22 protein-coding genes, 1 tRNA gene and 1 riboswitch are annotated in these 24,444 nt (G+C 60.7%); of the genes, 6 read left to right on the top strand and 17 right to left on the bottom strand.

The genetic code is table 11. The features are described from left to right. Nucleotides 1–63: 63 nt before the first annotated feature. Entirely contained in the window at nt 64–885 is an 822-nt protein-coding gene (locus tag ACM62R_RS04545) for a glycosyltransferase family 2 protein (protein WP_415182871.1), read from the bottom strand. Next, complete coding sequence (aroC, locus tag ACM62R_RS04550) at nt 882–1,985, bottom strand: chorismate synthase (RefSeq protein WP_415182872.1); 1,104 nt, start codon at nt 1,983–1,985, stop codon at nt 882–884. Before aroC ends, ACM62R_RS04545 begins: the two co-directional genes overlap by 4 nt. An 88-nt stretch (nt 1,986–2,073) precedes the next feature. Then, nucleotides 2,074–2,178, top strand: a riboswitch (TPP riboswitch). A 38-nt stretch (nt 2,179–2,216) separates the two neighbouring features. Here aroC and thiB point away from each other — a divergent pair. Genes thiB through ACM62R_RS04565 form a run of 3 tightly spaced genes read left to right on the top strand, consistent with a single transcriptional unit; the run spans nt 2,217 to nt 5,402 of the window. Further along, nucleotides 2,217–3,200: a thiamine ABC transporter substrate binding subunit gene (gene thiB / locus ACM62R_RS04555; protein WP_415182873.1), complete on the top strand. Its 984-nt coding sequence runs from the start codon at nt 2,217–2,219 to the stop codon at nt 3,198–3,200. Then, complete coding sequence (locus tag ACM62R_RS04560; RefSeq protein WP_415182874.1) at nt 3,176–4,720, top strand: thiamine/thiamine pyrophosphate ABC transporter permease ThiP; 1,545 nt, start codon at nt 3,176–3,178, stop codon at nt 4,718–4,720. The genes thiB and ACM62R_RS04560 overlap by 25 nt, the downstream gene beginning before the upstream one ends. Further along, nucleotides 4,707–5,402 (top strand): ATP-binding cassette domain-containing protein, encoded by a 696-nt coding sequence (locus tag ACM62R_RS04565; protein ID WP_415182875.1) that lies wholly within the window; start codon nt 4,707–4,709, stop codon nt 5,400–5,402. Before ACM62R_RS04560 ends, ACM62R_RS04565 begins: the two co-directional genes overlap by 14 nt. Nucleotides 5,403–5,493: 91 nt before the next feature. Here ACM62R_RS04565 and ACM62R_RS04570 read toward each other — a convergent pair whose 3' ends face one another. The 5 genes from ACM62R_RS04570 to ACM62R_RS04590 all read right to left on the bottom strand — a co-directional run bounded on the left by ACM62R_RS04570 (nt 5,494) and on the right by ACM62R_RS04590 (nt 9,597). Beyond that, nucleotides 5,494–6,288, bottom strand: a complete 795-nt coding sequence (locus tag ACM62R_RS04570; RefSeq protein WP_415182876.1) for a cytochrome c1 — start codon at nt 6,286–6,288, stop codon at nt 5,494–5,496. A 13-nt stretch (nt 6,289–6,301) separates the two neighbouring features. Continuing rightward, a complete protein-coding gene (gene petB, locus ACM62R_RS04575) occupies nt 6,302–7,624 on the bottom strand; it encodes a cytochrome b (protein WP_415182877.1) in 1,323 nt (440 codons plus the stop codon). A gap of 14 nt (nt 7,625–7,638) precedes the next feature. Continuing rightward, a complete protein-coding gene (gene petA / locus ACM62R_RS04580) occupies nt 7,639–8,199 on the bottom strand; it encodes a ubiquinol-cytochrome c reductase iron-sulfur subunit (RefSeq protein WP_415182878.1) in 561 nt (186 codons plus the stop codon). A gap of 184 nt (nt 8,200–8,383) precedes the next feature. After that, a complete protein-coding gene (locus ACM62R_RS04585; protein ID WP_415182879.1) occupies nt 8,384–9,097 on the bottom strand; it encodes a response regulator in 714 nt (237 codons plus the stop codon). Continuing rightward, the gene (locus tag ACM62R_RS04590; protein WP_415182880.1) at nt 9,097–9,597 is read right to left on the bottom strand and encodes a MarR family winged helix-turn-helix transcriptional regulator; all 501 of its coding nucleotides are present in this window, start codon (nt 9,595–9,597) and stop codon (nt 9,097–9,099) included. Before ACM62R_RS04590 ends, ACM62R_RS04585 begins: the two co-directional genes overlap by 1 nt. A gap of 153 nt (nt 9,598–9,750) precedes the next feature. On the opposite strand from ACM62R_RS04590, the gene ACM62R_RS04595 reads away from it, so the two are divergent. Then, nucleotides 9,751–10,620 (top strand): branched-chain amino acid aminotransferase, encoded by an 870-nt coding sequence (locus ACM62R_RS04595; protein WP_415182881.1) that lies wholly within the window; start codon nt 9,751–9,753, stop codon nt 10,618–10,620. A 60-nt stretch (nt 10,621–10,680) separates the two neighbouring features. Here the strand turns inward: ACM62R_RS04595 and ACM62R_RS04600 are convergent, their stop codons facing one another. The 4 genes from ACM62R_RS04600 to ACM62R_RS04615 form a co-directional block, all read right to left on the bottom strand. Then, nucleotides 10,681–10,872 (bottom strand): hypothetical protein, encoded by a 192-nt coding sequence (locus tag ACM62R_RS04600; RefSeq protein ID WP_415182882.1) that lies wholly within the window; start codon nt 10,870–10,872, stop codon nt 10,681–10,683. 54 nt (nt 10,873–10,926) lie between these two features. Next, entirely contained in the window at nt 10,927–11,844 is a 918-nt protein-coding gene (locus tag ACM62R_RS04605) for a DMT family transporter (RefSeq protein ID WP_415182883.1), read from the bottom strand. A gap of 96 nt (nt 11,845–11,940) precedes the next feature. Continuing rightward, a complete protein-coding gene (queG, locus tag ACM62R_RS04610; protein ID WP_415182884.1) occupies nt 11,941–12,990 on the bottom strand; it encodes a tRNA epoxyqueuosine(34) reductase QueG in 1,050 nt (349 codons plus the stop codon). A gap of 72 nt (nt 12,991–13,062) precedes the next feature. After that, nucleotides 13,063–13,728: a glutathione S-transferase family protein gene (locus ACM62R_RS04615; RefSeq protein WP_415182885.1), complete on the bottom strand. Its 666-nt coding sequence runs from the start codon at nt 13,726–13,728 to the stop codon at nt 13,063–13,065. Between the two features lie 283 nt (nt 13,729–14,011). Here ACM62R_RS04615 and ACM62R_RS04620 point away from each other — a divergent pair, with 283 nt between their 5' ends. Continuing rightward, nucleotides 14,012–14,260 (top strand): hypothetical protein, encoded by a 249-nt coding sequence (locus ACM62R_RS04620; RefSeq protein ID WP_415182886.1) that lies wholly within the window; start codon nt 14,012–14,014, stop codon nt 14,258–14,260. Between the two features lie 24 nt (nt 14,261–14,284). Here ACM62R_RS04620 and mtgA read toward each other — a convergent pair whose 3' ends face one another. The 6 genes from mtgA to ACM62R_RS04650 all read right to left on the bottom strand — a co-directional run bounded on the left by mtgA (nt 14,285) and on the right by ACM62R_RS04650 (nt 23,910). Next, complete coding sequence (mtgA, locus tag ACM62R_RS04625) at nt 14,285–15,025, bottom strand: monofunctional biosynthetic peptidoglycan transglycosylase (protein ID WP_415182896.1); 741 nt, start codon at nt 15,023–15,025, stop codon at nt 14,285–14,287. Between the two features lie 146 nt (nt 15,026–15,171). Further along, nucleotides 15,172–19,710 (bottom strand): glutamate synthase large subunit, encoded by a 4,539-nt coding sequence (gene gltB, locus ACM62R_RS04630; protein WP_415182887.1) that lies wholly within the window; start codon nt 19,708–19,710, stop codon nt 15,172–15,174. Between the two features lie 12 nt (nt 19,711–19,722). After that, nucleotides 19,723–20,430, bottom strand: coding sequence for a hypothetical protein (locus ACM62R_RS04635; RefSeq protein ID WP_415182888.1), 708 nt, complete (start codon nt 20,428–20,430; stop codon nt 19,723–19,725). Between the two features lie 98 nt (nt 20,431–20,528). Continuing rightward, the gene (locus tag ACM62R_RS04640) at nt 20,529–21,962 is read right to left on the bottom strand and encodes an NAD(P)-dependent oxidoreductase (protein WP_415182889.1); all 1,434 of its coding nucleotides are present in this window, start codon (nt 21,960–21,962) and stop codon (nt 20,529–20,531) included. A gap of 157 nt (nt 21,963–22,119) precedes the next feature. Next, nucleotides 22,120–22,923: an undecaprenyl-diphosphate phosphatase gene (locus ACM62R_RS04645; protein ID WP_415182890.1), complete on the bottom strand. Its 804-nt coding sequence runs from the start codon at nt 22,921–22,923 to the stop codon at nt 22,120–22,122. After that, complete coding sequence (locus tag ACM62R_RS04650) at nt 22,924–23,910, bottom strand: complex I NDUFA9 subunit family protein (RefSeq protein WP_415182891.1); 987 nt, start codon at nt 23,908–23,910, stop codon at nt 22,924–22,926. Nucleotides 23,911–24,067: 157 nt separating this feature from the next. On the opposite strand from ACM62R_RS04650, the gene ACM62R_RS04655 reads away from it, so the two are divergent. Further along, a tRNA-Leu gene (locus tag ACM62R_RS04655) sits at nt 24,068–24,152 on the top strand. The last annotated feature ends 292 nt before the right edge of the window (nt 24,153–24,444 follow it).

Consider the following 24,444-nt stretch of genomic DNA (forward strand, 5'->3'; position numbering starts at 1 on the left):
TTTCTGCGGTAGCATAGCATAGCCCCATGCGTTCAGTTTCGGCAAGCCGTTGGCGTGCGGGGGCTAACCATCGGGCGCGCGCAGGATGCCCAGCGTTCGGGCCAGCGCCGGGGCCTTGTGGCGCAGGATCGCCCGCCCGGCATACTGGCTGAAATACCACAGCGCCGGGGCCCGCCCCAACCCCACAAACCCGCGATACATCCGCCATGTCTGACGAATGGCCCTGCCCTTGGCCGACGACAGGGATTGGTGTCCCAATGCGTAGGTGCATAAAACCCGGTTCAGCCCGCCTGCCGCCGGTAATTCGCGCAGCAACATTAGCAGAAACGCAAAATCCTGCCGTTGCCGCAGCAGGGGCATCTGCCGAGGGCCAAGGGCGTTGCGGTCATAGATGACGGTTGAAAACCCCATCACGTTGGTTTTCAACAGATCATGGTAGCCGATCCGCTCGGGCAAACCAAATTCCGTGACCGCGCCCGTGGTCATATTGACGCGGCGGTAAGCGGTGGCCGATAGCGCCAGATCTTCGGCCGCCATCCAGCGGGTTTGCAGTGCCAGCTTTTCGGGGTGCCAGAAATCGTCAGCGTCCAGAAACGCCACAAACCTGCCCTGCGCCTGCACCAGCCCCGCATTTCGCGCCGCCCCTGCGCCCGTGTTCTGCGCCAGCCGGATCAGCCGGATGCGCGGGTCCGCCGCCAGTATCGGCGCCAACTGTGCGATGCTGTCATCGGTTGAGGCATCGTCGATCACGATTGCCTCCCATTCCGTCAGGGTCTGCGCCTGTACCGATGCCAGCGCCCGGCCAACGGTACCCGCTGCGTTGTAGCACGGAATAATGACGCTGACCCGCAGCGACACCGAGGCCGAATGACCGGCAATTGTCACCCGATCTTGCCGCGCTTGCCGCCGGTCTGGCCGCGGTCCAACAGCAGATGATCAAGGATCACGCAAGCGACCATCGCCTCGGCCACCGGAACCGCGCGGATGCCCACGCAGGGGTCGTGGCGACCCTTGGTGCTGACCTCGACCTCATCGCCCACGGTGTTGATCGAGCGGCGCGGCGTCAGGATTGACGAGGTTGGCTTGACCGCAAAACGCACGACAATTGGCTGCCCGGTGGTAATGCCGCCCAAAATACCGCCCGCGTGGTTTGACATGAATTCGGGGCCGGTGGCGCCCATGCGGATTTCATCGGCGTTTTCCACCCCGGTCAAACCCGCAGCCCCCAGACCTTCGCCAATTTCAACACCTTTCACGGCGTTGATGCTCATTATTGCAGCGGCCAGATCACTGTCCATCTTGGCATAGATGGGCGCGCCTAAACCGGGGGGGACGCCCTCGGCCAGCACCTCGATCATCGCCCCGACCGATGAATTCTCTTTCACCCGAACGTGTTGCAGGTAATCGGCCCATTCGGCCACCACACTGGCATCGGGCACGAAAAAGTCGTTGCGGGCGATTTCGTCGCGGTCAAATCGGTCAGGGTTGATCTGTTTTACCCCCATCTGCACCATATAGCCGGTGATCCGCAGGCCCGGCACCATGACGCGCAGCACCGCCTGCGCCACACCGCCCGCTGCCACCCGCGCCGCAGTTTCGCGCGCGCTGGACCGCCCGCCACCACGATGGTCACGCAGGCCGTATTTCTGATGATAGGTAATATCGGCGTGCCCGGGCCGGAAACTCTGGGCGATATTGCCATAATCCTTGCTGCGCTGATCGGTGTTCTCGATCATCAGCTGAATCGGTGTGCCGGTGGTTCGGCCCTCAAAAGTGCCCGAAAGGATGCGCACATGATCGGGTTCGCGCCGCTGGGTGGTGTTTTTGTTCAATCCGGGGCGCCGTTTATCTAAAAACTGCTGGATGAAGCCCTCAGAAAGCGCAATCCCCGGCGGGCATCCATCGACCGTGGCCCCCAGTGCAGGACCATGGCTTTCGCCCCAGGTAGTGACGCGGAACATATGGCCGAAGGTGTTAAAGCTCATCGTGGCACTCCTTTTCTACGGCATAAAGCGCCATCCCGCGCCACTCAAGCGGTTTTGGCTTGCAAGCGTGGCCGGGGTGCCTATGTTCGGGCTGACCTAGGGGTGCTCTGGCAACAGGGCTGAGACGCGCGTGCGCGAACCCGTTGAACCTGAACCGGTTAAGACCGGCGGAGGGAAGGTATCCGGGCATCCCCCGGCCTGACCCCGCCCGTCAAGCCATTGGAGGATGTGATGAGATTTACCTCAATGCTTGCGGGACTTTTGCTGTCCACCCCCGTGTGGGCGGCGGATTTGCCCGTTCTAACAGTTTACGCCTACGATAGCTTCACCTCTGAATGGGGTCCCGGCCCGGCGATAGAGGCGGCGTTTGAGGCCACCTGCGGCTGCGATCTGCAACTGGTTGGCGCAGGCGATGGCGCGGCACTTTTGTCGCGCGTGCTGCTGGAAGGCGACCAAAGCCCCGCCGATGTGGTGCTGGGGCTGGATACCAACCTGACGGCGCAGGCGGCGGCCTCGGGGTTGTTCGCGCCGCACGGGCTGGCGGCGCCCACGCTGCCGGTGGCGTTTGACGATGCGCTGTTTACCCCGTTCGACTGGGGTTGGTTTGCGTTCGTTTATGATACGACCAAACTTGCCACCCCGCCCGACAGCTTCAAGGCATTGGCCGCCTCTGACCTGAAGGTGGTGATCCAGGATCCCCGCTCATCCACGCCGGGCTTGGGCCTTTTGATGTGGGTCAAGGCGGCTTACGGTGATGCCGCCCCCGGTATCTGGGCGGATCTGGCAGATAATATCATCACCGTTACCCCCGGCTGGTCCGAGGCATACGGCATGTTTCTGGCAGGCGAGGCCGACATGGTCCTGTCCTACACCACCTCGCCCGCCTATCACATCATCGCTGAAAATGACATGACCAAAGCCGCCGCCCCCTTCACCGAAGGCCACTACCTTCAGGTCGAAGTGGCGGGCAAACTGGCCGCAACCGATCAGCCCGAACTGGCCGATGCCTTCATGGCCTTCATCGGCACCGAGCCCTTCCAATCGGTGATCCCTGAAACCAACTGGATGTATCCTGCCGTGACACCCGCCGCCGGACTTCCCAAAGGGTTCGAGACGCTGATGACACCGGAAAAAAGCCTGCTGTTTACCGCCGAAGAGGCCGAGGCAGCACGCAAGGGGGCCTTGTCCGAATGGCGCAGCGCGCTTTCACGGTGAACGCTGGCGCGGCGGCGGCCCTTGCGGCTGCCGCGCTGACGCTTTTGGTGCTGGGCACCCTTGCCGCTGTCGCGTTTCGTGCCGGCGGGTTGGGGGCGCTTGAGGCCGCAGACTGGTCGGCGGCGCGCTTTACCGTTGCGCAAGCGGTGGTGTCGGCGGCGCTGTCGGTGCTGCTGGCTATTCCGACGGCGCGGGCGCTGCACCGCAGGCGCTTTGCCGGGCGGGGGCTGCTGATCACGCTTTTGGGCGCGCCGTTTTTGTTGCCGGTGATTGTTGCGGTCATGGGAATATTGGCGATCTTTGGCCGCGCCGGCGTCGTGAACGAAGCGGTCGCGGCGTTGGGCCTGACCCGCTTTGACATCTATGGGCCACAAGGCGTGGTGCTGGCGCATGTGTTTTTCAACCTGCCGCTGGCCACGCGGATGCTGTTGCATGGCTGGCAGGCAATCCCGTCCGAGCGGTTTCGCCTGGCCGCCAGCCTTGGCTTTACCGCCGCCGATACCGCCCGCCATCTGGAACGTCCAATGCTGCGGGCCACGGTTCCGGGCGCATGGCTGGCAATTTTTCTGGTCTGCCTGACCTCGTTCGCGGTTGCGCTGACGCTTGGGGGCGGCCCCCGTGCCACCACGATTGAGCTGGCGATCTATCAGGCTTTTCGCTTCGATTTCGACCTTGCCCGCGCCGCCAGCCTTGCGCTGTTGCAGGTGGCAATTTGCATGGTGGCGCTGGTGCTGACGGCACGGGTGACGCTGCTTGGCGGTTTTGGCGCGGGCTTGGACCGGGGCTGGCACCTGCCGCCGCCGGGGCGCTGGACGGGTGCGCAAGACACGGCTGTGATTGCCCTTGCCGCCGCCTTCCTGTTGGCGCCGCTGCTGGCGGTACTGGTGCGCGGCCTGCCCGGCATTGCCGATCTGCCGCCGCAGGTCTGGCAGGCTGCGGGGCGCAGCCTTGGGGTCGCGCTGGCGTCAACCGCGCTGACAATCGTGCTGGTGCTACCCCTGGCACTGGCCGCGCCGCGCCGCTGGATTGGGCTGGCCGCAACGCTACCGCTGATCGCCTCACCGCTGGTGCTGGGGACGGGGTTATACCTGCTGCTCCGCCCGGTTGCAGCCCCAGCCAGCCTTGCACTGCCGGTGACTGTGCTGGTCAACGCCGCACTGGCGCTGCCCTTTGCGTACCGCACACTGTTGCCCGCCGCTCAAACCCTTCACGCCGATTACGACAGGCTTGCCACCTCGCTTTCGCTGACAGGTTTTGCAAGGTTGCGGCTGTTGACACTGCCGCGCCTTGCCCGCCCCATGGGGTTTTCGGCAGGGCTTGCGGCGGCGCTGTCGATGGGCGACCTTGGGGTAATCACCATGTTCGCTGATACCAGCAACGCCACACTGCCGCTTGCCCTTTACCAACTTATGGGGGCTTACCGAATGGCCGACGCGGCAGCCGCCGCAACCCTGCTGATGGGCCTCAGCTTTGCCATGTTCTGGGCCTTTGACCGCGTAGGTTCCCATGTTGACCCTTGATGCCCTGACCCTGACCCAGGACGATTTTTCCCTGACCGCCAACCTGACCGTGCCCACCGGCGCACGGGTGGCTGTCATCGGGCCCTCGGGCGCCGGAAAATCAACACTGCTGTCGGCAATCGCCGGGTTTTTTGCGCCCACGTCGGGCCGAATTCTTTGGAAGGGTAAGAACCTTGCGCCCCTGCCCCCCGGTGCGCGGCCCTTATCGATATTGTTTCAAGACCAAAATCTCTTCCCGCACCTGACAATCGCGCAAAACCTTGGCCTTGGCCTGAAACATGACCTGCGCCTGACCGCGACCGACCGCGAGGCGGTCACCGCCGCCCTTGCCCGTACTGGTCTATCTGGCCTTGGCAGCCGCAAACCCGCGCAACTGTCGGGTGGCCAGCAAAGCCGCGTGGCGCTGGCCCGGGCGCTACTGCGCGCGCGCCCGCTGCTACTGCTGGATGAGCCTTTCGCAGCGCTTGGCCCCGCCCTCAAATCCGAAATGCTTGCCCTCGTCGCGGACCTAGCCGCTGAACAGGGCACCACGGTGCTGATGGTCAGCCATGACCCCGCAGACGCCCGCGCCTTTGCACCCCTTTCGATTGTTGTGGCAGAAGGCGTCGCGCATCCACCGCAACCCACAGAAACCCTGCTGACCAACCCGCCCCCGGCACTGGCAGCCTACCTAGGGCATTGAAAAAGCGCGCCCAGACCGTTGGGCGCGCTTCGCTTTTTTTGGCGTAAATACTCCGGGGGTCCGGGGGCAGCGCCCCCGGCTTTGCTATTATTTACACGGCAGTCTTCTTGCCCTTGTAAGGCGCCCAAAGTCTCTTGTTTGTCAGGTAAAGCAGCACGGTCAGCAGCGTCAGCAACATCACAGCCACGAAACCCGTCTGTTTACGCGCCATCATCTTGGGTTCGGCGGCCCACATCAGAAAGGCGGCGGTGTCAACCGCTAGGCTATGAACGTCGTTGGCGTGCCCGTCCTCAAACTCCACCAACTCATCCGACAGCGGTGGCGGCATTGAAATCCAACCGCCGGGGAAGGCGGTGTTTTCATAAAATACCGTACCGGCCTCTTCCTTTTCCTCACCGGTATAGCCGGTGAGAACCGAGACGATGTATTCCGGCCCGCCGATGCCATTGAACAGCTGGCTTAGCCCGGTGCCATAGGGTCCGTGATAACCCGCCCGTGCTTTCGCCATCAGGCTCAGGTCCGGCCCCATGCCCTCACCGGTAACGGTGGGGAACATGTCGGTTTCCTTGCGCGGCCGCTCGTCGTCCAGCTCGGGGTCAAAGATCGACAGATCTGCGGCGTAGGCCCGCACTTCGTCACCCGGAAGCTGCGGGCCGCCCTCGTCCGCCAGCGACCGCAGCGGTACGAACTTCAGGCCGTGACAGGCGGTGCAAACCTCTTGCACCACTTGCAAACCACGGCGCAATTGCGCCTGATCATAGGTGCCAAAGGGGCCCTCGAAACTGAAAGCCACATCTTCGATATGACCTTCAGCACCTGCAGGCATTGCCGCACCCATGCCCAACGCAAGGGCAGAAACGGCAGAGATCAAAAGTTTTCTCATCATTTCGGTCCTTTTCTTACTCTGCCGGGTGCGATTTTGCGCCGTAATGGGCGTTGTAGTCTTCTTCGATGGTTGCCGGTTGCGGCAGCGGTTTTTCAATCACCCCCAGCAGCGGCAGAACCACGAAGAAATAGCCAAACCAGTAGGTAGACCCGATCAGCGCGATATAGGGATAGATCCCTTCGGTCGGCATGGCGCCCACCCAGGTCAGCACCACAAAGTCGAGGCACAGCAGCAAGAACCACCACTTGAACATCGGGCGATACCGGCCCGAGCGCACGCTTGAGGTATCCAGCCACGGCGCCAGCGCCATCGCGATGATCGCGCCGAACATGGCGATCACACCAAAGAACTTGGCGTCGACGATGCCGAAGGTGATCCAGTGGGCAAACATCACCACCCAGACATCCGAGGTAAAGGCCCGCAAGATTGCGTAGAACGGCAAGAAATACCATTCCGGCACGATATGCACCGGTGTCACCAGCGGGTCCGCCTGGATATAGTTATCCGGGTGGCCCAAATAGTTCGGCATGAACCCAACGACAGCAAAGAACACCAACAAGATCAGCGCCAGCGCGAACAAATCCTTGATCACGAAATAAGGCCAGAACGGCAGGGTGTCCTTTTCAACATCCGCCTTTGACGTGCGGCGGACGTCAACACCGGTCGGGTTGTTGTTTCCGGTCGTATGGAACGCCCAGATATGAACCACGACCAGCGCCGCAATCACGAAGGGCAGCAGGTAATGCAGGCTGAAGAAACGGTTCAACGTGGCATTATCCACCGCAGGCCCGCCCAAAAGCCAGGCCTGAATGTCTGGCCCGATGCCCGGAATCGCGCCAAAGAGCCCGGTAATCACGGTGGCCCCCCAGAACGACATCTGGCCCCAGGGCAACACATAGCCCATGAACGCCGTACCCATCATGCACAGATAGATGATCATCCCGATGATCCAGGTGATTTCACGCGGGGCCTTGTAGCTACCGTAGTAAAGCCCGCGAAAAATGTGGATATAGACCGCCAGGAAGAACAGCGAGGCGCCATTCGCGTGAAGGTAACGCATCATATAGCCGCTGTTCACGTCGCGCATGATGTGCTCGACGCTGGCAAAGGCCAAGCTGACATGTGGGGTGTAATGCATCGCCAGAACGATGCCCGTAACAATCTGCAAAACCAGACAGAACGCGAGGACGATGCCCCAGATCCACCACCAGTTCAGGTTTTTCGGCGTCGGAATCATGATCGTGTCATACAATAGACCGACGATGGGCAGACGCGAATGTATCCATTTTTCGATACCCGTCTTGGGCTCGTAATGGTCGTGCGGAATTCCAGCCATTTGCGTGCTCTCCCTCAGCCCAGCAGGATTGTGGTTTCATCGGTGAACTGCGCCACCGGAATGTCGAGGTTGCGCGGCGCAGGGCCTTTGCGGATGCGTCCGGCGGTGTCGTAGTGTGACCCGTGACAAGGGCAGAACCAGCCGCCAAAGTCGCCCGCACCGTTGCCAATCGGCACGCAGCCAAGGTGGGTACAAACGCCGATCATCACCAGCCATTCGCCGGCCTCATCCATCGTGCGGTTGATATCCGATGCGTCCGCCCCGGGTTTATTGGGGTTTTCGGCGGTTTGGTCGATCAGATCGCTTAGCACAACCGCGCGGCCTGCCTCGATTTCTTCTTCGGTGCGGCGGCGCACGAACACTGGCTTGCCACGCCATTTGACGGTCAACTGCGTGCCGACTTCGACGTCTGCCACATCGACGTAAATCGAGGACAGCGCCTTGACGTCGGCGGATGCATTCATCTGATTAACCAGCGGCCATACAGCAGCGCCAGTGACAACCGCCCCCGTGCCTGCGGTCGCGTAGTAGAGGAAATCCCTCCGGGTGCCTGCGTGATCATCTGCGTGGGACACGAATATTCTCCCTTCCGGGGCCTGAGGCTCAGGCCAATACGACGTGTCGGACCGCGCATAGCACAGCCGAACATGGCGACTTCTTAGCAATCGCACTTGCGCCCGTCCAGCAAACATTCACGGGTAATTGTGCACTATTGTCGCAGTGTTGCAGGTATATTCACCACGATCAGGGACTGAGGCTCTATTCGGGCGCCAGCATATAACCAAGACCCCGCACCGTTTGCAGATAGCGTGGCTCGCGCGGGTCAGGTTCAATCTTGCGGCGCAGGCGGGTTATCTGAACGTCTACGGCACGGTCGCCGCCCGGTTCGTCACTATTGGAGGCGGGGCTGCGGTCTCGGCCAAGTTCTTCGACCAGATCGGCCCGGCTGACCACCTCGTTCGCTCTGGCGGCAAAGATCCGCATCAAGGCGGATTCGGTCGCGGTCAGGCGCACCGGGTCTTCTCCGACCCACAGCTCCCCTCTTTCCATTTCATAGCGCAACGGCCCAAGCTGCATGAACTTTGGCCTGGTTTCCTGTGGCGTGGGCATACGCCGCAAGATCGCGTTGATTCGCAGCAGCAATTCTTTTGGCTCGAACGGTTTGGGCAGATAATCATCGGCCCCCGCCTCCAACCCTTCAATCCGGTCGCGCGTCTCGCCCCTGGCGGTCAATAGCAGAATCGGGGTGGTCATCCGTTTGCGCAGATCGCGGGTCAGGGTCAGTCCGTCTTCGCCCGGCATCATCACATCCAGCACGATCAGGTTGAATTCCAGCCCCTCCAGCAACCGCCTGGCGTGGGCGGCATCACGCGCAGCGGTTACCAAAAAACCATTACGCATTAGAAACTTGTGCAAAAGCCCGCGGATACGTTCGTCATCATCGACAATCAACAGATGCGCTGCATTTTGCATCACGCGCCATCCCGCAGCATCTGGTAGTGGCGGCGCATGTCTTCGTCCATCATCGCTTCCAGCACCTGACGAAACCCGGCCACGGCCTGCGGCCCGACAGCGCGGTAGGCCGCGCGCATCCGCACCCGCTGTGCTTCGGACAGCTCGCGCTCCAACTGCGCGCCGGCGTCGGTCAGATACAGGTGGCGTTCGCGCTTGTCCTTGCGGCCGACGCGGCTTTCCACCAGGCCATCCTCGATAAGGGTGCGCAAGACCCGGTTCAGGCTTTGCTTTGTGACACCCAGCACCGCCAGCAGCGTCGTCACCGTCAGCCCCGGCTGGCGGTTGATGAAATGGATCGCCCGGTGATGCGCGCGGCCATAGGTGTGCTGATCCAAAATTCGGTCCGGGTCGGCCGTAAAGCCGCGATAGGCAAAAAACATCGCCTCAATGCCTTTGCGCAATTGCTCATCGGTCAGGAAAAGCAGGCTTTCGCTACCCGTAATGCCAGTATCGGCCATGATCGCCCCCTTGTTCGCGTCAATTTTACGTCAGCCTCGTTGACTTTCCAAGAATCAATTGTTACCGATCTGCAGATTTTACGCAATATTATGTCCGAAACGGACCAATATCGCGCAACTTTCGCAATTTAGACGCAATCGAAAGGGGTTGAAATGGCTGGCGGGTACGATGATCGTGATGGTAAGATCTGGATGGATGGCAAGCTGATCGACTGGCGTGATGCCAAGGTCCATATCCTTACCCATGCACTGCATTACGCGTCCTCGGTGTTTGAGGGTGAGCGGTGTTATAATGGCAAGATATTCAAATCGCTTGAACATTCCCAGCGCTTGCTGAAATCGGGCGAATTGCTGGACATGCCGATACCCTACACCATCGCCCAGATCGAAGAGGCCAAGCGCGCCACCCTTGATGCCAATGGCCTGACCGATGCCTATGTCCGCCCCCTTGCGTGGCGCGGCTCGGGCGAGGATATGGGCGTCGCGGCCAAGCGTAACCCCGTGCATCTGGCCATCGCCGTCTGGACCTGGGGCGCCTATTACGGCGACGCCAAGATGAAGGGCGCCAAGCTCGACATCTCGAAATGGAAGCGGCCGTCACCTGAAACCATTCCGTCGGCTGCCAAAGCCGCCGGTCTTTACATGATCTGCACCATGTCCAAACACGCCGCCGAGGCGAAGGGCTGTTCCGATGCGATGATGTTCGATTATCGCGGCTATGTCGCTGAAGCGACCGGCGCCAATATCTTCTTCGTGAAAGACGGCGAAGTGCATACCCCGCTAGCGGACGCAATCTTGAACGGCATCACCCGGCAAACCGTCATCGGGATGCTGCGCGCAAAAGGAATCACCGTTCACGAACGCTATATCGAGGCGTCCGAACTGGAAGGGTTTGAACAGTGTTGGCTGACCGGCACCGCCGCCGAGGTTACCCCGGTGGGCCAGATCGGTGACTACACGTTTGAGGTGGGCGCCCTGACCCGTGACATCGCCACCGAATACGAGGCGTTGGTGCGCCGCTAACGGCAAAGGGGCGCGGCCCAGCGCCCCTTACCCCCGGCAATGGCGTTTTGAATGCGGTGTTTACGCCTCCTGGCCCCGTTCGATTCGCGCAAACTGGGCGGTGCGCCGCCCGGCTTCGGCAGCGTGGGTGCCGCGTTCATGCAGCACACGCAGGGCCGGATGTCGCCATTCTGCGCGCTCCAGTTTCAGATAGGCCGCGATCCGGCTGTTGGCTTTGGTGTCACGCTCATGGTCGGTTATATGTCGGCTCATGGTATCCTCCCAGGATCTACCTTGGTGCCCTTGTAGCACAATCTGCGGCTGATTTCACCCCTGCGGCGTCATTGCCCGGCGCTGTTTTGCGCGTTCCAGCCCCAGCTGGCGTTCGCGCCAGATGATCAGCACCCCGGCGGAAATGACTATGGCTGCCCCGCCAAGCATCACCAATGTCGGCACTTCTTCAAACACAAAATACCCAATCGCCAGCGCAAAAATCATCGAGGCATATTCAAATGGCGCGATAATGCTGGCGTCGGCATGGCGGTAGCCCGAGGTCAGGAAAATCTGCCCGAATCCCCCCAGCAGCCCCGCCAATACCAGTAACGCCGCCTCGCCCGGTGTCGGCACCACCCAACCAAACGGCACCGTTATCAGCGCCAATCCCGCAGAGGTCAGCGAAAACCAGAATACAATCGCGCTGGTCCGTTCGGTCGCAACCATCTTGCGCACGAAAACCTGCGCCAACGCGGCACAGGCCGCCCCGATCAGCACCACCATGGCGCCCAGCGTTTCACGGTCCGAGGCGGTCTGCACCGTGGTCAACCGCGGCGACAATACGATCAGCACGCCCACCATCCCCAGCGCCACCGCGGACAGACGAAAGGCCCGCACCTCCTCACCCAGAAACATCGCCGCAAAGATCACCGTCAACAATGGTGCCGCATAGCCAATCGCGGTGACCTCAGGCAGCGGCAGCATTCCCAGCCCGGCAAAACCAAACCCCATCGCCATGATTCCCATCACCCCGCGCCAGACATGGCCCAGAGGGCTTGCCACTTTCAGCCCGGTGGTCAATTCGCGGCGTATCGCCAGCCACGCCAAAATTACCGGAATAGCAAAGAATGACCGAAAAAATACGGCTTGCCCCGGCGGCACATGCCCCGAGACGGTCTTGATCAGCGCCGCCATGGCGATAAACACCACGACTGAGCCAAGCTTGAACAATATTCCGCGAACTGGTGACATGAGGCTACGTTAGCGACTGTGTTTCACAAGGGAAATCCCGCACATCATGCCACGCCCCAAAGCCGGGGCAAAACCATTTTCCGGCGCGCCATTGCGTCACAATCCTATCGCCGCCAGCCGCACCACCGCCCATTCCGCCGCGTCGGCCACTGCCGGATCAGCGTCCGCACGCAACGCCTCGGCCACGCTGCGAAGCCGTGCATCGCCTGAATTTCCGATCGCATAAAGCACGTTTCTAACCATTCGGTCCCGCCCGATCCGCTTGACCGGACTGCCCGCGAACCGCTCGCGAAAGGCCGCGTCATCCAAAACCGCCAACTCCGCCAAAAGCGGTACCTCGGCACGCGGCAAATAGCCCATTTCATGCGCATCAGCGGCAAACTTGTTCCAGGGACAAATGGCCAGACAATCGTCGCAGCCATAGATCCGGTTGCCCATCCGCGCCCGCAATTCCAGATCGACCGGGCCTTTATGCTCGATCGTCAGATAGGAAATGCAGCGCCGCGCATCCAGCTGATAGGGGGCCGGAAACGCCCCGGTCGGACATGCATCCAGACATGCGCGGCAGGCCCCGCAATGGCTGGTTTCGGGGGGGTCCGGCTCCAGCTCGGCGGTGGTGAAAATCGCCCCCAGAAAGAACCAGCTACCCAAGTCGCGCGCCAAAAGGTTGGTATGCTTGCCCTGCCAGCCCAGCCCCGCCGCCTCGGCCAGCGGCTTTTCCATCACCGGCGCGGTATCGACAAAAACCTTGATCTCGGACCCGGCCCCCTCTTTCGCGGCCACATCCACAAACCACCGCCCCAGCCGCTTTAACCGGCGCTTGACGATATCGTGGTAATCCTTGCCCTGCGCGTAAACCGAAATCGCGCCGTGGTCTGGTTCGTTCAAGACCGCCATTGGATCGCCCTTTGGCGTATAAACCTCGGCCAACATCAGCACGGATCGCGCTTCGGGCCAAAGGGCCGCTGCATCGCCGCGCCAGCCCATGCGTTCGGCCATCCAACCCATCTGACCATGCCGCCCGGCCTCGACGTAGGTCGCCAGCCGCGCTGCGGTTTGCGGTGCGGCATCGGGGCGGCAAACCCGCGCCTTGGAAAACCCTTCCTCCAGCGCCCGCGCGACCAACAGTGCCTTCAGATCAGACACGAACCCATCCCTTTCCCTGTGACCGAACAGATCGCCGCGGCCAGGCGGCACCCATGGCTTACCCGGCCGGCCCTAAAAATCCAGTTCGGCATATTGCGGCGCGGGTGGCAGGCCGGGCAGATGGTCTGCCAGCAAAGACCGGAACGCGGGGCGCGACTTGATCTTGGCGTACCAGTCCTTGACCGCGGCAGATCGGTCCCAATCCACATCGGATATATAGTCCAGACAGCTAAGATGCGCAGCGGCGGTAAAGTCTGCCAACGTCATTGCGTCGCCCGCCAACCAGCGCCGTTGGTCCAAAAGCCAGCCCATATAGTCCAGATGAAACTTTGTCGCGGCCAGCCCTTCCTTGACGTTCTTGCTATCAGGGTAGCCCTTCTTCATGATCTTTTTCCAGACCCGTTCGCCCATCACCTTCGCCGTTACCTCGGTGTTGAATTTGTCATCAAACCAGGCGCAAAGGCGGCGCACCTCATAGCGGCTGTCGGGATCGCGCGGCATCAGGGGTGGGGTTGGCACGGTTTCATCGATATATTCGCAGATTGCCTGGCTTTCGCTTAGCGTACGGCTCTCCATTTTCAGCACTGGCACCTTGCCCGCCGGGTTGCGGCGTAGAAAGTCGGGTGCGCGTTCCCAATAGCGTTCCTCGACCAGTTCCACCTCGATTTTCTTTTCCGCCAGTGTCAGGCGGACCTTGCGGCAAAATGGTGACAGCGCAACATGGTAAAGGCGGTTCATCGGCAGTTCCTTCACGGGGTTGCCCCTGTGATAGCCCCGTGGCCGCAATGGATCAATGCCGGTTCGGGAAAGAGGCGATTTCAGGCTTCATCCATATGGCGAAAATAAGGTTGCAACTTGCCCTGAGGTTGTGCCTTAATGGATGTCATGAGATGTAAACGTGTTGGTAGTGCTGTCAGACCCTGACAACCATCACTGTGTCCCGTCTGCTGACGCTTGCAGACATGGTATCGAGAGTATTCGTGCCGCCTGTTTCAATTTTCTTTCAACCAGAGACGTGCACATGTCTGAGCAATTCTTCGATAACAAGGTTTATGGCGATACTGCCCAATGGCCCGAATCCATTCCGGCTGATCTGCGTTTGCGTATGATGGACGCGCTCAGCTACCGCCAATGCAGCCCTGATGCGATCTGGGATGAGATCAGGGATTGGCTTGAAGATAACCGCGTTCGTGTGACCTTTTCGGTTCTTCTTCACGAAGAGGTGCCCATTTCGCGCCCGCGTGGTTCTACAAAGTATACCCGCGTCTGACAGGTCGGACGCGACGCAGAGCGATCATTCAAAACAACTGGCGCGACCATCGCGCCGGATCGTTTCCGCCCCGTCCTCGATTGACCGCGCCCGACGCGTGACAAAGCTGCTGGGCTGGGCTGCGCTACGATTCTTTGGGTCGGGCAATATGGCGGCCAAAAGTGCCGCCTGACGCGCTGTCAGCTTATCCGGGGTTGTGCGGAAATAGCGGAACGCGGCGGCGTTGACGCCAAACACCCCTTCGTCAAATTCCGCGACATTCAGATAGACCTCGATGATCCGGCGTTTTGACCAGATTATCTCGACCGCCGGGGTTATCATCGCCTCCAGCGCCTTTCGCGGCCAACTGCGCGTTTGCCATAAGAACACGTTCTTGGCGACCTGCTGGCTTAGCGTCGAGGCGCCGCGCGTGCCGCCCTTATCCATCGCCGCGCGAATCGCGCGCATGTCAAAGCCCCAGTGCTGGCAAAAATTCGCGTCCTCGGCCGCCACCACGGACCGCGCCATCACCGGGGCAATCTCGTCCAGCGGCGCCCATTGCCGGTCAATCGCGCCAAGTCGGCGGTATTCGCCCACCATCGTCCACGTCGTCGGCGGATTGACAAAGGTATATAGCACCACCATCGCCAAAAGCGCCGCAAGCCAGACCAGCGCCGCACGGCCCAGCCAACGCAGCGCCCATGCCAGCGGCATATGCCAAAGCACTGCCACCGCTTTGCTGGTCACAGAGGGTTTCTTCGCGGATTTTTTCGTCTTTCGCGCCATCGCGCCATAAGTCACGGCCAAGGGGGGGTGGTCAAGCCACGAGGTGAGCCAACCCCGGTTGCTGCGCATCAACTCGCGCCAGAATGCCACGCGAAACGCCCGCATCTGGTGATACGGGCGAAACAATCTTACTGACGCGTGGCTACCTATTGCGCGGGCATCGCCTGCGGCTCTACCCCTAACGGGTGGGTCAGATGCACCAGCATTTCAGTTGGGCACACCTGCAAGAAATGGGCACATTCCGTCGCCCAGTCTTGCAAGATGCCCGCGGCTTTCAGGCTACCGGTTTCATGCGCGTGCCGCTCGACCAGTGATTTAAGCTGCGCTTCCCAATGCGGGTGGCTGACAGCGCAGGTCACAAGCCCCTCAGGGTTCATATGATCCACCGCACAGCCATCCGGGTCATAAAGATAGGCCATGCCGCCCGTCATCCCGGCGCCGAAGTTCGCGCCGATCCGGCCCAGAATTACCGCCACGCCGCCGGTCATATATTCGCAACCGTTGGTACCACAGCCCTCGACCACCACCTTGGCGCCGGAATTGCGCACCGCGAACCGCTCGCCCGCGCGGCCTGCTGCGAACAGATAGCCCTCGGTCGCGCCGTATAGCACGGTATTGCCGATGATCGTGTTATCGCTGGCGATCAGCGGGCTGCCCATAGGCGGGCGCACCACGATCGTGCCCCCCGACAGCCCCTTGCCCACATAGTCATTGGCATCACCCGACACCTCTATCTTCAGCCCCGGCGCCGCAAAGGCGCCCAGACTTTGGCCGCAAGACCCGGTCAGTTTAACCGTCAGATGGTCGGGCTGAAGCGCGTTGCGCATGCCGAATTTGCGCACGATATGGCTGCTGGCGCGGGTGCCGATGGTGCGGTGCGTGTTGCGCACGGCATAGCTGAGCTGCATCTTTTCACCGTCCTCAAAGAAGCGCGCGCCATCACGAATAATCTCGGCGTCCAGCGTGTCGGGCACATGGTTGCGCGGTTTTGAGCGGTCGTAGACGATCTTGTCCCAGCCATCGACGGTAATCAGCAGCGGGTTCAGGTCCAGATCGTCCAGATGCGCCGAGCCGCGGCTGACCTGCGTCAGCAGATCCGCCCGGCCAATCACCTCATCCAGACTGCGCGCGCCGATGCTGGCCAGTATCTCGCGCACCTCTTGCGCGTAGAAGGTGATCAGGTTCACCACCTTGTCGGCGGTGCCGTTGAACATGGCGCGCAATTTCGGGTCCTGCGTACACACGCCCACCGGGCAGGTGTTCGACTGGCACTGGCGCACCATGATGCAGCCCATCGAGATCAGCGCAGCGGTGCCGATACCGTATTCCTCGGCGCCCATCATGGCCGCCATCACAACATCGCGCCCGGTCCGAAGCCCGCCATCGGTGCGCAGCGTCACCCGTTCCCGCAGCTTGTTCATCGCCAGAACCTGATGCGCCTCGGTCAGGCCCATTTCCCACGGCAGGCCCGCGTATTTGATGCTGGTCGCCGGGCTGGCCCCGGTGCCGCCGTTATGCCCTGAAATCAGGATCACATCGGCCTTGGCCTTGGCCACCCCGGCGGCAATCGTGCCCACCCCGGACGAGGCCACCAGCTTGACCGTCACCTTGGCGCGCGGGTTGATCTGCTTGAGGTCATAGATCAGCTGCGCAAGGTCTTCGATACTGTAGATGTCGTGGTGCGGCGGTGGCGAAATCAGCGTGACGCCGGGCGTTGAATGGCGCAACCGCGCGATCAGCGCAGTGACCTTCATCCCCGGTAACTGGCCGCCCTCGCCGGGTTTTGCGCCCTGCGCCACCTTGATTTCCAGCTCTTCGCAGGCGTTCAGATATTCCGCCGTCACACCAAACCGGCCCGAGGCCACCTGCTTGATCTTGGCGCTGGGGTTGTCGCCATTGGGTTCCGGCACGAAATGCGCCGGGTCTTCGCCGCCCTCGCCACTGTCGGATTTCGCGCCAATGCGGTTCATGGCCACGTTCAGCAGCTTGTGGGCCTCGGGCGATAGCGCGCCAAGGCTCATCCCCGGCGTCACAAACCGTTTGCGGATCGAGGTGATGCTTTCCACCTCTTCGATCGGCACCGCCTGGTGCAGCGGCTTGATGTCCAGCAAATCACGGATATGGATCGGTGGGTTTGACCGCATCATCGCGGAATACTGTTTCCACAGATCATAGCTGGCGCGTTCGCAGGCCGTTTGCAGCATTTGCATCGTCTGCGCTTCCCAAGCGTGCTTTTCACCGGTGCGCCGTGCCTTGTAAAAGCCGCCAATCGGCAGAATTTCACTGCCGCCCAGCCAGCCGCGCGCATGGACCTCTTCGATCTTGCGCTGAATTCCGTGCAGGCCGATCCCGGATATGCGGCTATGCATGCCGGGGAAATATTCGGCCACCATCGCCCGGCTTAGCCCCACCGCCTCAAAGTTAAGCCCGCCACGATAGGACGACAGAACCGAAATCCCCATCTTCGACATGATCTTCAAAAGACCGCTATCCACCGCAGCGCGGTAACGGCGCATCGCCTCGACCAGGGTGCCCTCGATCAGGCCCCGCTCGATCCGGTCACTGATGCTGTCTTGCGCCAGATAGGCGTTCACCGTGGTCGCGCCGCAGCCGATCAGCACCGCAAAGTAATGCGGGTCGATACATTCAGCGGCCCGCACGTTGATGCTGGTAAAGGTGCGCAGCCCCTTGCGGGTCAGCCAGCTATGCACCGCACTGGTGGCCAAAATCATCGGCAGCGCCACGCGGTCCGCGCCCTGATGCTCATCGCTCAACACAATATGAGTCGCGCCCGACCGCACCGCATCTTCGGCCTCATGGCGGATTCGTTCCAGCGCGTCGTGCAGTGTCTCTGGCCCGCCGCCCTGCGGGAAGGTGCAGTCAATCACCCCGACGCGCTGCCCGAACTGCGCCACCATCGCGTCAAATTCCGCGTTTGCGACGAACGGGCTGTCCAGAGCCAGAATCTCGGTCTGGTTTCTGTCTTCCTCCAGCACGTTCTTGAGGTTGCCGAACCGCGTTTTCAGGCTCATCACCCGGCTTTCGCGCAGGCTGTCAATCGGCGGGTTGGTGACCTGGCTAAAGTTTTGCCGGAAAAAGTGGCTTAGCGGGCGGTATTGCTTTGACAGAACGGCGGCCGGGGTATCATCGCCCATACTGGCGATCATTTCCTTGCCATCCTCGGCCATCGTGGCCAGAACCTGCTCCAGCTCTTCAACGCTGTAACCTGCGGCGATCTGGCGTTTGCGCAGTTCAGCCCCGGTGAACATCGCGGTTTCAGGCAGTGCGTCCAGTGCGGCGCTAAGTTCGGTGATCTGTTTGATCCACTCGCCAAAGGGCTGGCTGTTGGCCAAACGGTTCTTGATCGCGGTGTCGCGGTATAGTTTGCCGTCCTTCATATCGACGGCAATCATCTGCCCCGGTCCCAGCGCGCCCTTTTCCACCACGGTATATTCGTCAACCGGCACCATGCCGACCTCGGACCCGGCAATCAGCAACCCGTCGCCGGTCAGCACATAGCGCATCGGACGCAGCCCGTTACGGTCCAGTCCGCCGCAAACCCAGCGGCCATCGGTCATGGCCAGTGCGGCGGGGCCGTCCCATGGCTCCATCACGGCGTTGCAATAGGCATACATATCGGCCCAGGCCTTCGGGATTTCGGTCACGGCCTTTGACCAGGCTTCGGGCACCATCATCGTCTTGGTCATCGGCGCGCTGCGCCCTGAACGTACCATCACCTCAAACACCGCATCCAGCGCGCCACTGTCCGAGGTACCAGCCGGGATGATCGGCTTGATATCCTCGGCCGCGTCGCCAAAGGCGCTGCTGGCCATCCGGATTTCGTGGCTTTTCATCCAGTTGACGTTGCCCTTCAGGGTGTTGATTTCGCCGTTATGGGCCAACATGCGGAACGGCTGCGCCAGCCACCACTGCGGAAACGTGTTGGTCGAATAGCGCTGGTGGTAAATCGCAAAGGCCGATTCGAACCGCTCATCCATCAGATCGGGGTAGAACACCGCCACCTGTTCGGCCAGCATCATGCCTTTGTAGATGATGCTGCGGCACGACAAGCTGCACAGGTAAAGCCCGTAAATATTCGCCGCCAGCGCCGCTTTTTCGATCCGGCGGCGGATGATGTACAACTCGCGTTCAAACTGCTCTTCGTCGATGTCGCGGTCGCAGCGGATCAGGATCTGTTCAATCTCGGGGCGGGTCGCGTTGGCCTTTTCGCCCAGCACTTCGGTATTCACCGGCACATGCCGCCAGCCATAGATATAGTGGCCCATCCGCAGCACTTCGGTTTCCAGTATCGTGCGGCAGCGTTCCTGCGCCGCAAAATCGGTGCGCGGCAAGAACACCTGCCCCACGGCGATGCGCTTGCCCATATCCGGCTCGTGCCCGGTGCGGCGCACCTGATCGTAGAAAAACGGCACCGGAATTTGCACATGAATCCCCGCGCCGTCACCGGTCTTGCCATCGGCATCCACGGCGCCCCGGTGCCAAACGGCCTTTAGCGCCTCGATCCCGTTTTCGACCACCCGGCGGCTGGGCTGACCATCGACCGAGACCACCAGTCCGACCCCGCATGACGCATGTTCGTCATCGGCCTTGTAAAGGCTGTTTTCATCCATCCACTTGCGCTTGGCTTCCTCAGCGGCAACCCAGTTGGCGTCAAATTCGGTCATCAAAGTGCCTCCTCAAAGGGCGGGTTGGATAGGGGCGACAGGCGCGCGTGTCATCAGCACGTTGCAGTCAAATTCAGGCTCGGCGTTGCCAAAACCCCTATCGCCCGGGCGCGAAAACGTTACCGGCGGCTGCGCTGTCTTCACGCTGTCACCGAACGCATTTTCAAAGGTTTCCACGTTGGAAAAGAACATTCGCCAGTCGCGGCTGATGTATTGATCGCCCACCCGCCGCGACACGAAATTTCCCGCCTCGTCATAAGACGACAGATCGAACGTGGCGCGTTCCAGCGGAACGCCGTCAATCACCACGGTTTCGCCGGTCAACTGGTCATGCCCCGCATAGCGGCGGCGCTCGCCATAGTTGCTTTGGGTGTAAAACTCATAGTCGTCGCGCCCCGTCGCCAGCAGCGTGCTGAACGAAGCGTGGTCCGGCGCACGCGGCTCCAAAAGGTCGATCTCGCCGGTTTCGTGGCTGATGCTTTCCATCCAGCGGGTTTCAGTGTCGATCCGGCTGGTAAAGAACACACCGCTGCCATCGGCGTAGGATATCCAGCGGTCGCCCGGCGTATCGTCGGCGCAGGTATAGTGATTGGCGACCTGACATTGGCGCATCTGCACCGTCAGCGTAAGCTGGCAGCCTTTTGGTGGGGCAAAGACGCTGGCCTCTGCCGCCGGGGCAAAAGCGGCCGCCAATATCAAGATTGCCAATCCCTGTTGCATCGCCTTAACCCTTTCGTAATATTTTGCGTCAGTATGGCTTACCCAATAACCGGCGCGCGTAGCGGCATGTTGTGTCCGCCTTCTGCACGGGCTGTGACTCACTGGGCGGCGACCTGTGTTGCCTCGGCCAGATAGGCCAGCATCGCACCCCCGGCCTCGCGCCCATCGCGGATGGCCCAGACCACAAGGCTTGCACCGCGCACGATGTCGCCCACCGCATAGACGCCCGGAAGGCTGGTTGCATGGGTCTGAAAATCGGCCTTCACCGTGCCCCAGCGCGTCACCTCCAGCGCGTCGACACCCCAGAGCGCGGGTAGCGGCTCTGGCTCAAAGCCTAACGCCTTGATGACCAGATCGGCGTCTTCCTCATAGTCGGCACCCTCTATGACCTCGGGCGCCTGACGGCCCGTCGCATCGGGCGCCCCCAGGCGCATCTGCTGCACGATGACGGTTGAGACCGGATTGCCGGCAAAGCCTGTTGGGGTGGTCATCCAGACAAATTCTACGCCTTCTTCCTCGGCGTTTTGCACTTCGCGTTGGCTACCCGGCATATTTGCCCGGTCGCGGCGGTAGAGGCATTTCACGCTGACCGCGCCTTGCCTGAGGGCGGTGCGCAGACAGTCCATCGCCGTATCGCCGCCACCGACCACCACCACGCGCTTGCCGTTGGCGTTCAACTCGCCGCTGTCAAACTCGGGCACTTCATCGCCAAAAGATTTTCGATTTGAGGCCGTCAGATAGTCAATGGCCCGCACGATACCTGCCGCCTTAACGCCCGGGTGATCAAGATCGCGGGTCTTGTAAACGCCGGTCGCAATCAGCACCGCATCATGTTTTCCACGGATGGCATCGAACGAGATATCAACCCCAACCGTGCAGTTCAGGACCAATTGCACACCCGCCTGTTCCAACTGGGTGATGCGGTTCATCACCACGTCTTTTTCCAGCTTGAAACCCGGAATCCCGTAGGTCATCAGCCCGCCGGCGCGGTCATAGCGGTCATAGACCGTCACCTGCACCCCCGCCCGCCGCAGCACATCTGCCGCCGCAAGGCCCGCCGGGCCCGCGCCGATAATCCCGACAGATTCAGCACGTTCCGCCGCCGGCTTGATCGGCTTGACCCAGCCCATGTCCCAAGCCGTATCGGTAAGGTATTTCTCAACCGCGCCGATCGTCACGGTGCCGTGGCCCGATTGTTCGATCACGCAGTTGCCTTCGCATAACCGGTCCTGTGGGCAGATCCGGCCACAGATTTCGGGAAAGGTATTAGTCGCCTGACTTAGCTCATACGCCTCTTGCAATCGCCCCTCGGCAGTAAGGCGCAGCCAGTCCGGGATATTGTTATGCAAGGGACAATGGCTTTGGCAAAAAGGAACGCCACATTGGCTGCACCGGCTGGCCTGCTCGGCGGCCTTGGCAGCGGCAAATTCACGGTAAATTTCGCTAAAATCGGTGGCGCGTACGCTGGCATCCCGCTTCTCGGGCATCTCTTTGGCCGTCGTCACAAATTTGAGCATACGTTGCAAAGCCATGGCTGCGCCTTCCTGTGAAGTATCCGACGCGCCGTGTTATACCATGGGTGGGATAAATAAAAGGCAGCAGTGCTTACCTAAATGTCGCTTTTTTGGGGAGAATTATAGAATTTCTTGATACGCTAGCTAAATTTAGGTAAGTTTTGTTGACTTATATTTAATATCCCATTGAAATAGCTAACAAAACCGCAACTCCAACGATAATCCGCCACCAACCGAACAGCACATACCCGTGGCGGCTGACATAATCCAACAGCCCCCGCACCACGACCAGCGCGGCAATGAACGCAAAGACAAAACCTACGGAAATCGTACCCAAATCCGCCGCACTTAGAACATCACGATTTTTCCATAGATCATAGGCAAAGGCTCCGGCCATTGTCGGCATTGACAGGAAAAAGGAAAATTCTGCGGCGGCACGTTTGCTGGCGCCCAACGCCATCGCGCCGACAATGGTCGCCCCCGACCGCGATACCCCCGGTATCATCGCAAGGCATTGAATAACACCAATTTTCAGTGACATCCCCAAGGGAAGTTCCATGGCGTCATGGTGGCTTGGGTTTTGATCCAGCCGATCCACCACCAGCAAAATAACCCCCCCAATCACCAGCATGATCGCAATCAGCAGGGGGCTTTCAAACATCACCGTCTTTATAAAATCATGCGCAAGAACACCCACGACAACAGCGGGCAGGAATGCAATTAAAATCGACGCAATGAACTGCCGTGCCGCAGGATCATGCGGTGCAGATGTGAAAATCGCGACCAACCGTTTTGCGTAAACACCCAGGATTGCCAGGATGGCGCCCAGCTGGATCAGCACCTCAAACGCCTTGCCGGTAGATTGAAAGCCCAGAAAATGCCCGGCCAAGAGCACATGCCCCGTTGAGGATACCGGAATAAACTCTGTAAGACCCTCAAGCAACCCAAGGAGAGCAGCGACAAGCGTCGTCTGATCCATTTATGACAGCTTGCGTAGATTCTGGGCCGAGGCGTTGATAGCGTCATACTGGCCACTGGGGCGAAAGCGCCACAGATAGTCAGGCAATACCGCCGCCATCGGCGTAGGCTGAATCCCCAGTTCGGCAAAGCCCTTTGCCCCAGGTGCCACCACATTGTCATTGCGCAGGTTCTTTACCTGATCGCGGGTCAGCACATGGTTGGTGATCAACCCGCCGGTGACCCACTGCAAAAAGTCAAAGCCTGCCCCCATGATCCGCGCGACCCAGAACGGGACATTCAGCACCAGCCGACGCCGGTTGATGATGCCCAGCATATCGGCCATCAGATCGCGAAAGCTACGCACATCGGGGCCGCCCAGTTCATAAACACCCCCGGCCGCGCCCATGACACCCGCCACGGCGGCCTGTGCCACGTCGTCGACATAGACCGGCTGGAACAGCGTATTTGCGCCCACGACCGGTAGGACAACGCCAAAACGGGTCATCATGGCAAAGCGATTGAAGAACTTGTCTTCCGGGCCGAACATGATGGAAGGACGCAAAATAACCGCGCTAGGGAATGCGTTCAGCACTGCGGCCTCGCCTCCCGCCTTGGTCCGCGCATAATCGCTAGCCGCGTCTGCATCCGAGCCGATCGCAGAGATATGAACCAGGCGCGCAACGCCTTCGGCCGCCGCCAACCGCGCGACGCGCGCCGCACCTTCGGTCTGCACTGCGTCAAAGCGGTTCTTGCCGTCTCGTACCAAAATGCCCACGCAGTTCACCACCGCATCCGCACCCGCCATTGCCGCGGCGACCGAGTTGTCATCACGGATATTGCAAAGCACCGGCTCTACCTGACCGACGGCACCGTATTGGCGCACGAACATCGCCTCGTTGGGGCGCCGCACAGCCACGCGAACGCGCCAGCCCGCCTTTGCCATCCGCCGCGCGACATAGCGCCCGACAAACCCCGAACCGCCATAGATCGTGACCAGCTTTGACATGGGTGCCTGCCTTTCATAGAAAATCCTCAGTCTGATTAGCGCCTAGCCCCCCATCAAACAAGGGTAAACGGGCAAGCATACCCATGGCCCACAAAATTCTTTTCAGACCCCGTTGACAGCACCCACACACCCTCGTAGAAGCCGCGTCACGACACCTGCCCAGGTGGCGGAATTGGTAGACGCGCACGGTTCAGGTCCGTGTGCCGCAAGGCGTGGAGGTTCGAGTCCTCTCCTGGGCACCATTCGTCAACCCCTAAAAGTCAATTTTTATGATTTTAAGGGGTTTTTTCATTTTCTCCAAAACTGCCACACAAAAGAGGTCCGCTCGTACAGGAAATACGACTCCTATGCTCGCATGAGAAGCCCCAAAAGTGGCACTTTAAGGCAGATTGTCAACGGCGGAGTAAAAACCGGCCACGTGGCGGCGCAAAAGTAGGCCACGTGGCGGCGCAAAAGTAGGCCACGTGGCGGCGCACCAAGCGCCCCGGCAGCCGCGCTTTCAACATAGCTGGCGGTTGCCGGGGCGCGTTGGCC

It is taken from the genome of Phaeovulum sp. (assembly GCF_047638075.1).
In the GTDB taxonomy this organism is placed as follows: domain Bacteria; phylum Pseudomonadota; class Alphaproteobacteria; order Rhodobacterales; family Rhodobacteraceae; genus UBA6197.

Excerpts from the sequence above, each read along its gene's own strand:
- gltB (WP_415182887.1), bottom strand. The coding sequence starts at position 19,710 with ATGACCGAATTTGACGCCAACTGGGTTGCCGCTGAGGAAGCCAAGCGC.
- ACM62R_RS04600 (WP_415182882.1), bottom strand. The coding sequence starts at position 10,872 with ATGAGCCGACATATAACCGACCATGAGCGTGACACCAAAGCCAACAGC.
- ACM62R_RS04585 (WP_415182879.1), bottom strand. The coding sequence starts at position 9,097 with ATGCAAAATGCAGCGCATCTGTTGATTGTCGATGATGACGAACGTATC.
- ACM62R_RS04640 (WP_415182889.1), bottom strand. The coding sequence starts at position 21,962 with ATGGCTTTGCAACGTATGCTCAAATTTGTGACGACGGCCAAAGAGATG.
- ACM62R_RS04605 (WP_415182883.1), bottom strand. The coding sequence starts at position 11,844 with ATGTCACCAGTTCGCGGAATATTGTTCAAGCTTGGCTCAGTCGTGGTG.
- ACM62R_RS04590 (WP_415182880.1), bottom strand. The coding sequence starts at position 9,597 with ATGGCCGATACTGGCATTACGGGTAGCGAAAGCCTGCTTTTCCTGACC.
- thiB (WP_415182873.1), top strand. The coding sequence starts at position 2,217 with ATGAGATTTACCTCAATGCTTGCGGGACTTTTGCTGTCCACCCCCGTG.
- aroC (WP_415182872.1), bottom strand. The coding sequence starts at position 1,985 with ATGAGCTTTAACACCTTCGGCCATATGTTCCGCGTCACTACCTGGGGC.
- petB (WP_415182877.1), bottom strand. The coding sequence starts at position 7,624 with ATGGCTGGAATTCCGCACGACCATTACGAGCCCAAGACGGGTATCGAA.
- ACM62R_RS04620 (WP_415182886.1), top strand. The coding sequence starts at position 14,012 with ATGTCTGAGCAATTCTTCGATAACAAGGTTTATGGCGATACTGCCCAA.
- ACM62R_RS04595 (WP_415182881.1), top strand. The coding sequence starts at position 9,751 with ATGGCTGGCGGGTACGATGATCGTGATGGTAAGATCTGGATGGATGGC.
- ACM62R_RS04635 (WP_415182888.1), bottom strand. The coding sequence starts at position 20,430 with ATGCAACAGGGATTGGCAATCTTGATATTGGCGGCCGCTTTTGCCCCG.
- ACM62R_RS04615 (WP_415182885.1), bottom strand. The coding sequence starts at position 13,728 with ATGAACCGCCTTTACCATGTTGCGCTGTCACCATTTTGCCGCAAGGTC.
- ACM62R_RS04570 (WP_415182876.1), bottom strand. The coding sequence starts at position 6,288 with ATGATGAGAAAACTTTTGATCTCTGCCGTTTCTGCCCTTGCGTTGGGC.
- mtgA (WP_415182896.1), bottom strand. The coding sequence starts at position 15,025 with ATGGCGCGAAAGACGAAAAAATCCGCGAAGAAACCCTCTGTGACCAGC.
- ACM62R_RS04560 (WP_415182874.1), top strand. The coding sequence starts at position 3,176 with ATGGCGCAGCGCGCTTTCACGGTGAACGCTGGCGCGGCGGCGGCCCTT.
- ACM62R_RS04650 (WP_415182891.1), bottom strand. The coding sequence starts at position 23,910 with ATGTCAAAGCTGGTCACGATCTATGGCGGTTCGGGGTTTGTCGGGCGC.
- ACM62R_RS04565 (WP_415182875.1), top strand. The coding sequence starts at position 4,707 with ATGTTGACCCTTGATGCCCTGACCCTGACCCAGGACGATTTTTCCCTG.
- ACM62R_RS04645 (WP_415182890.1), bottom strand. The coding sequence starts at position 22,923 with ATGGATCAGACGACGCTTGTCGCTGCTCTCCTTGGGTTGCTTGAGGGT.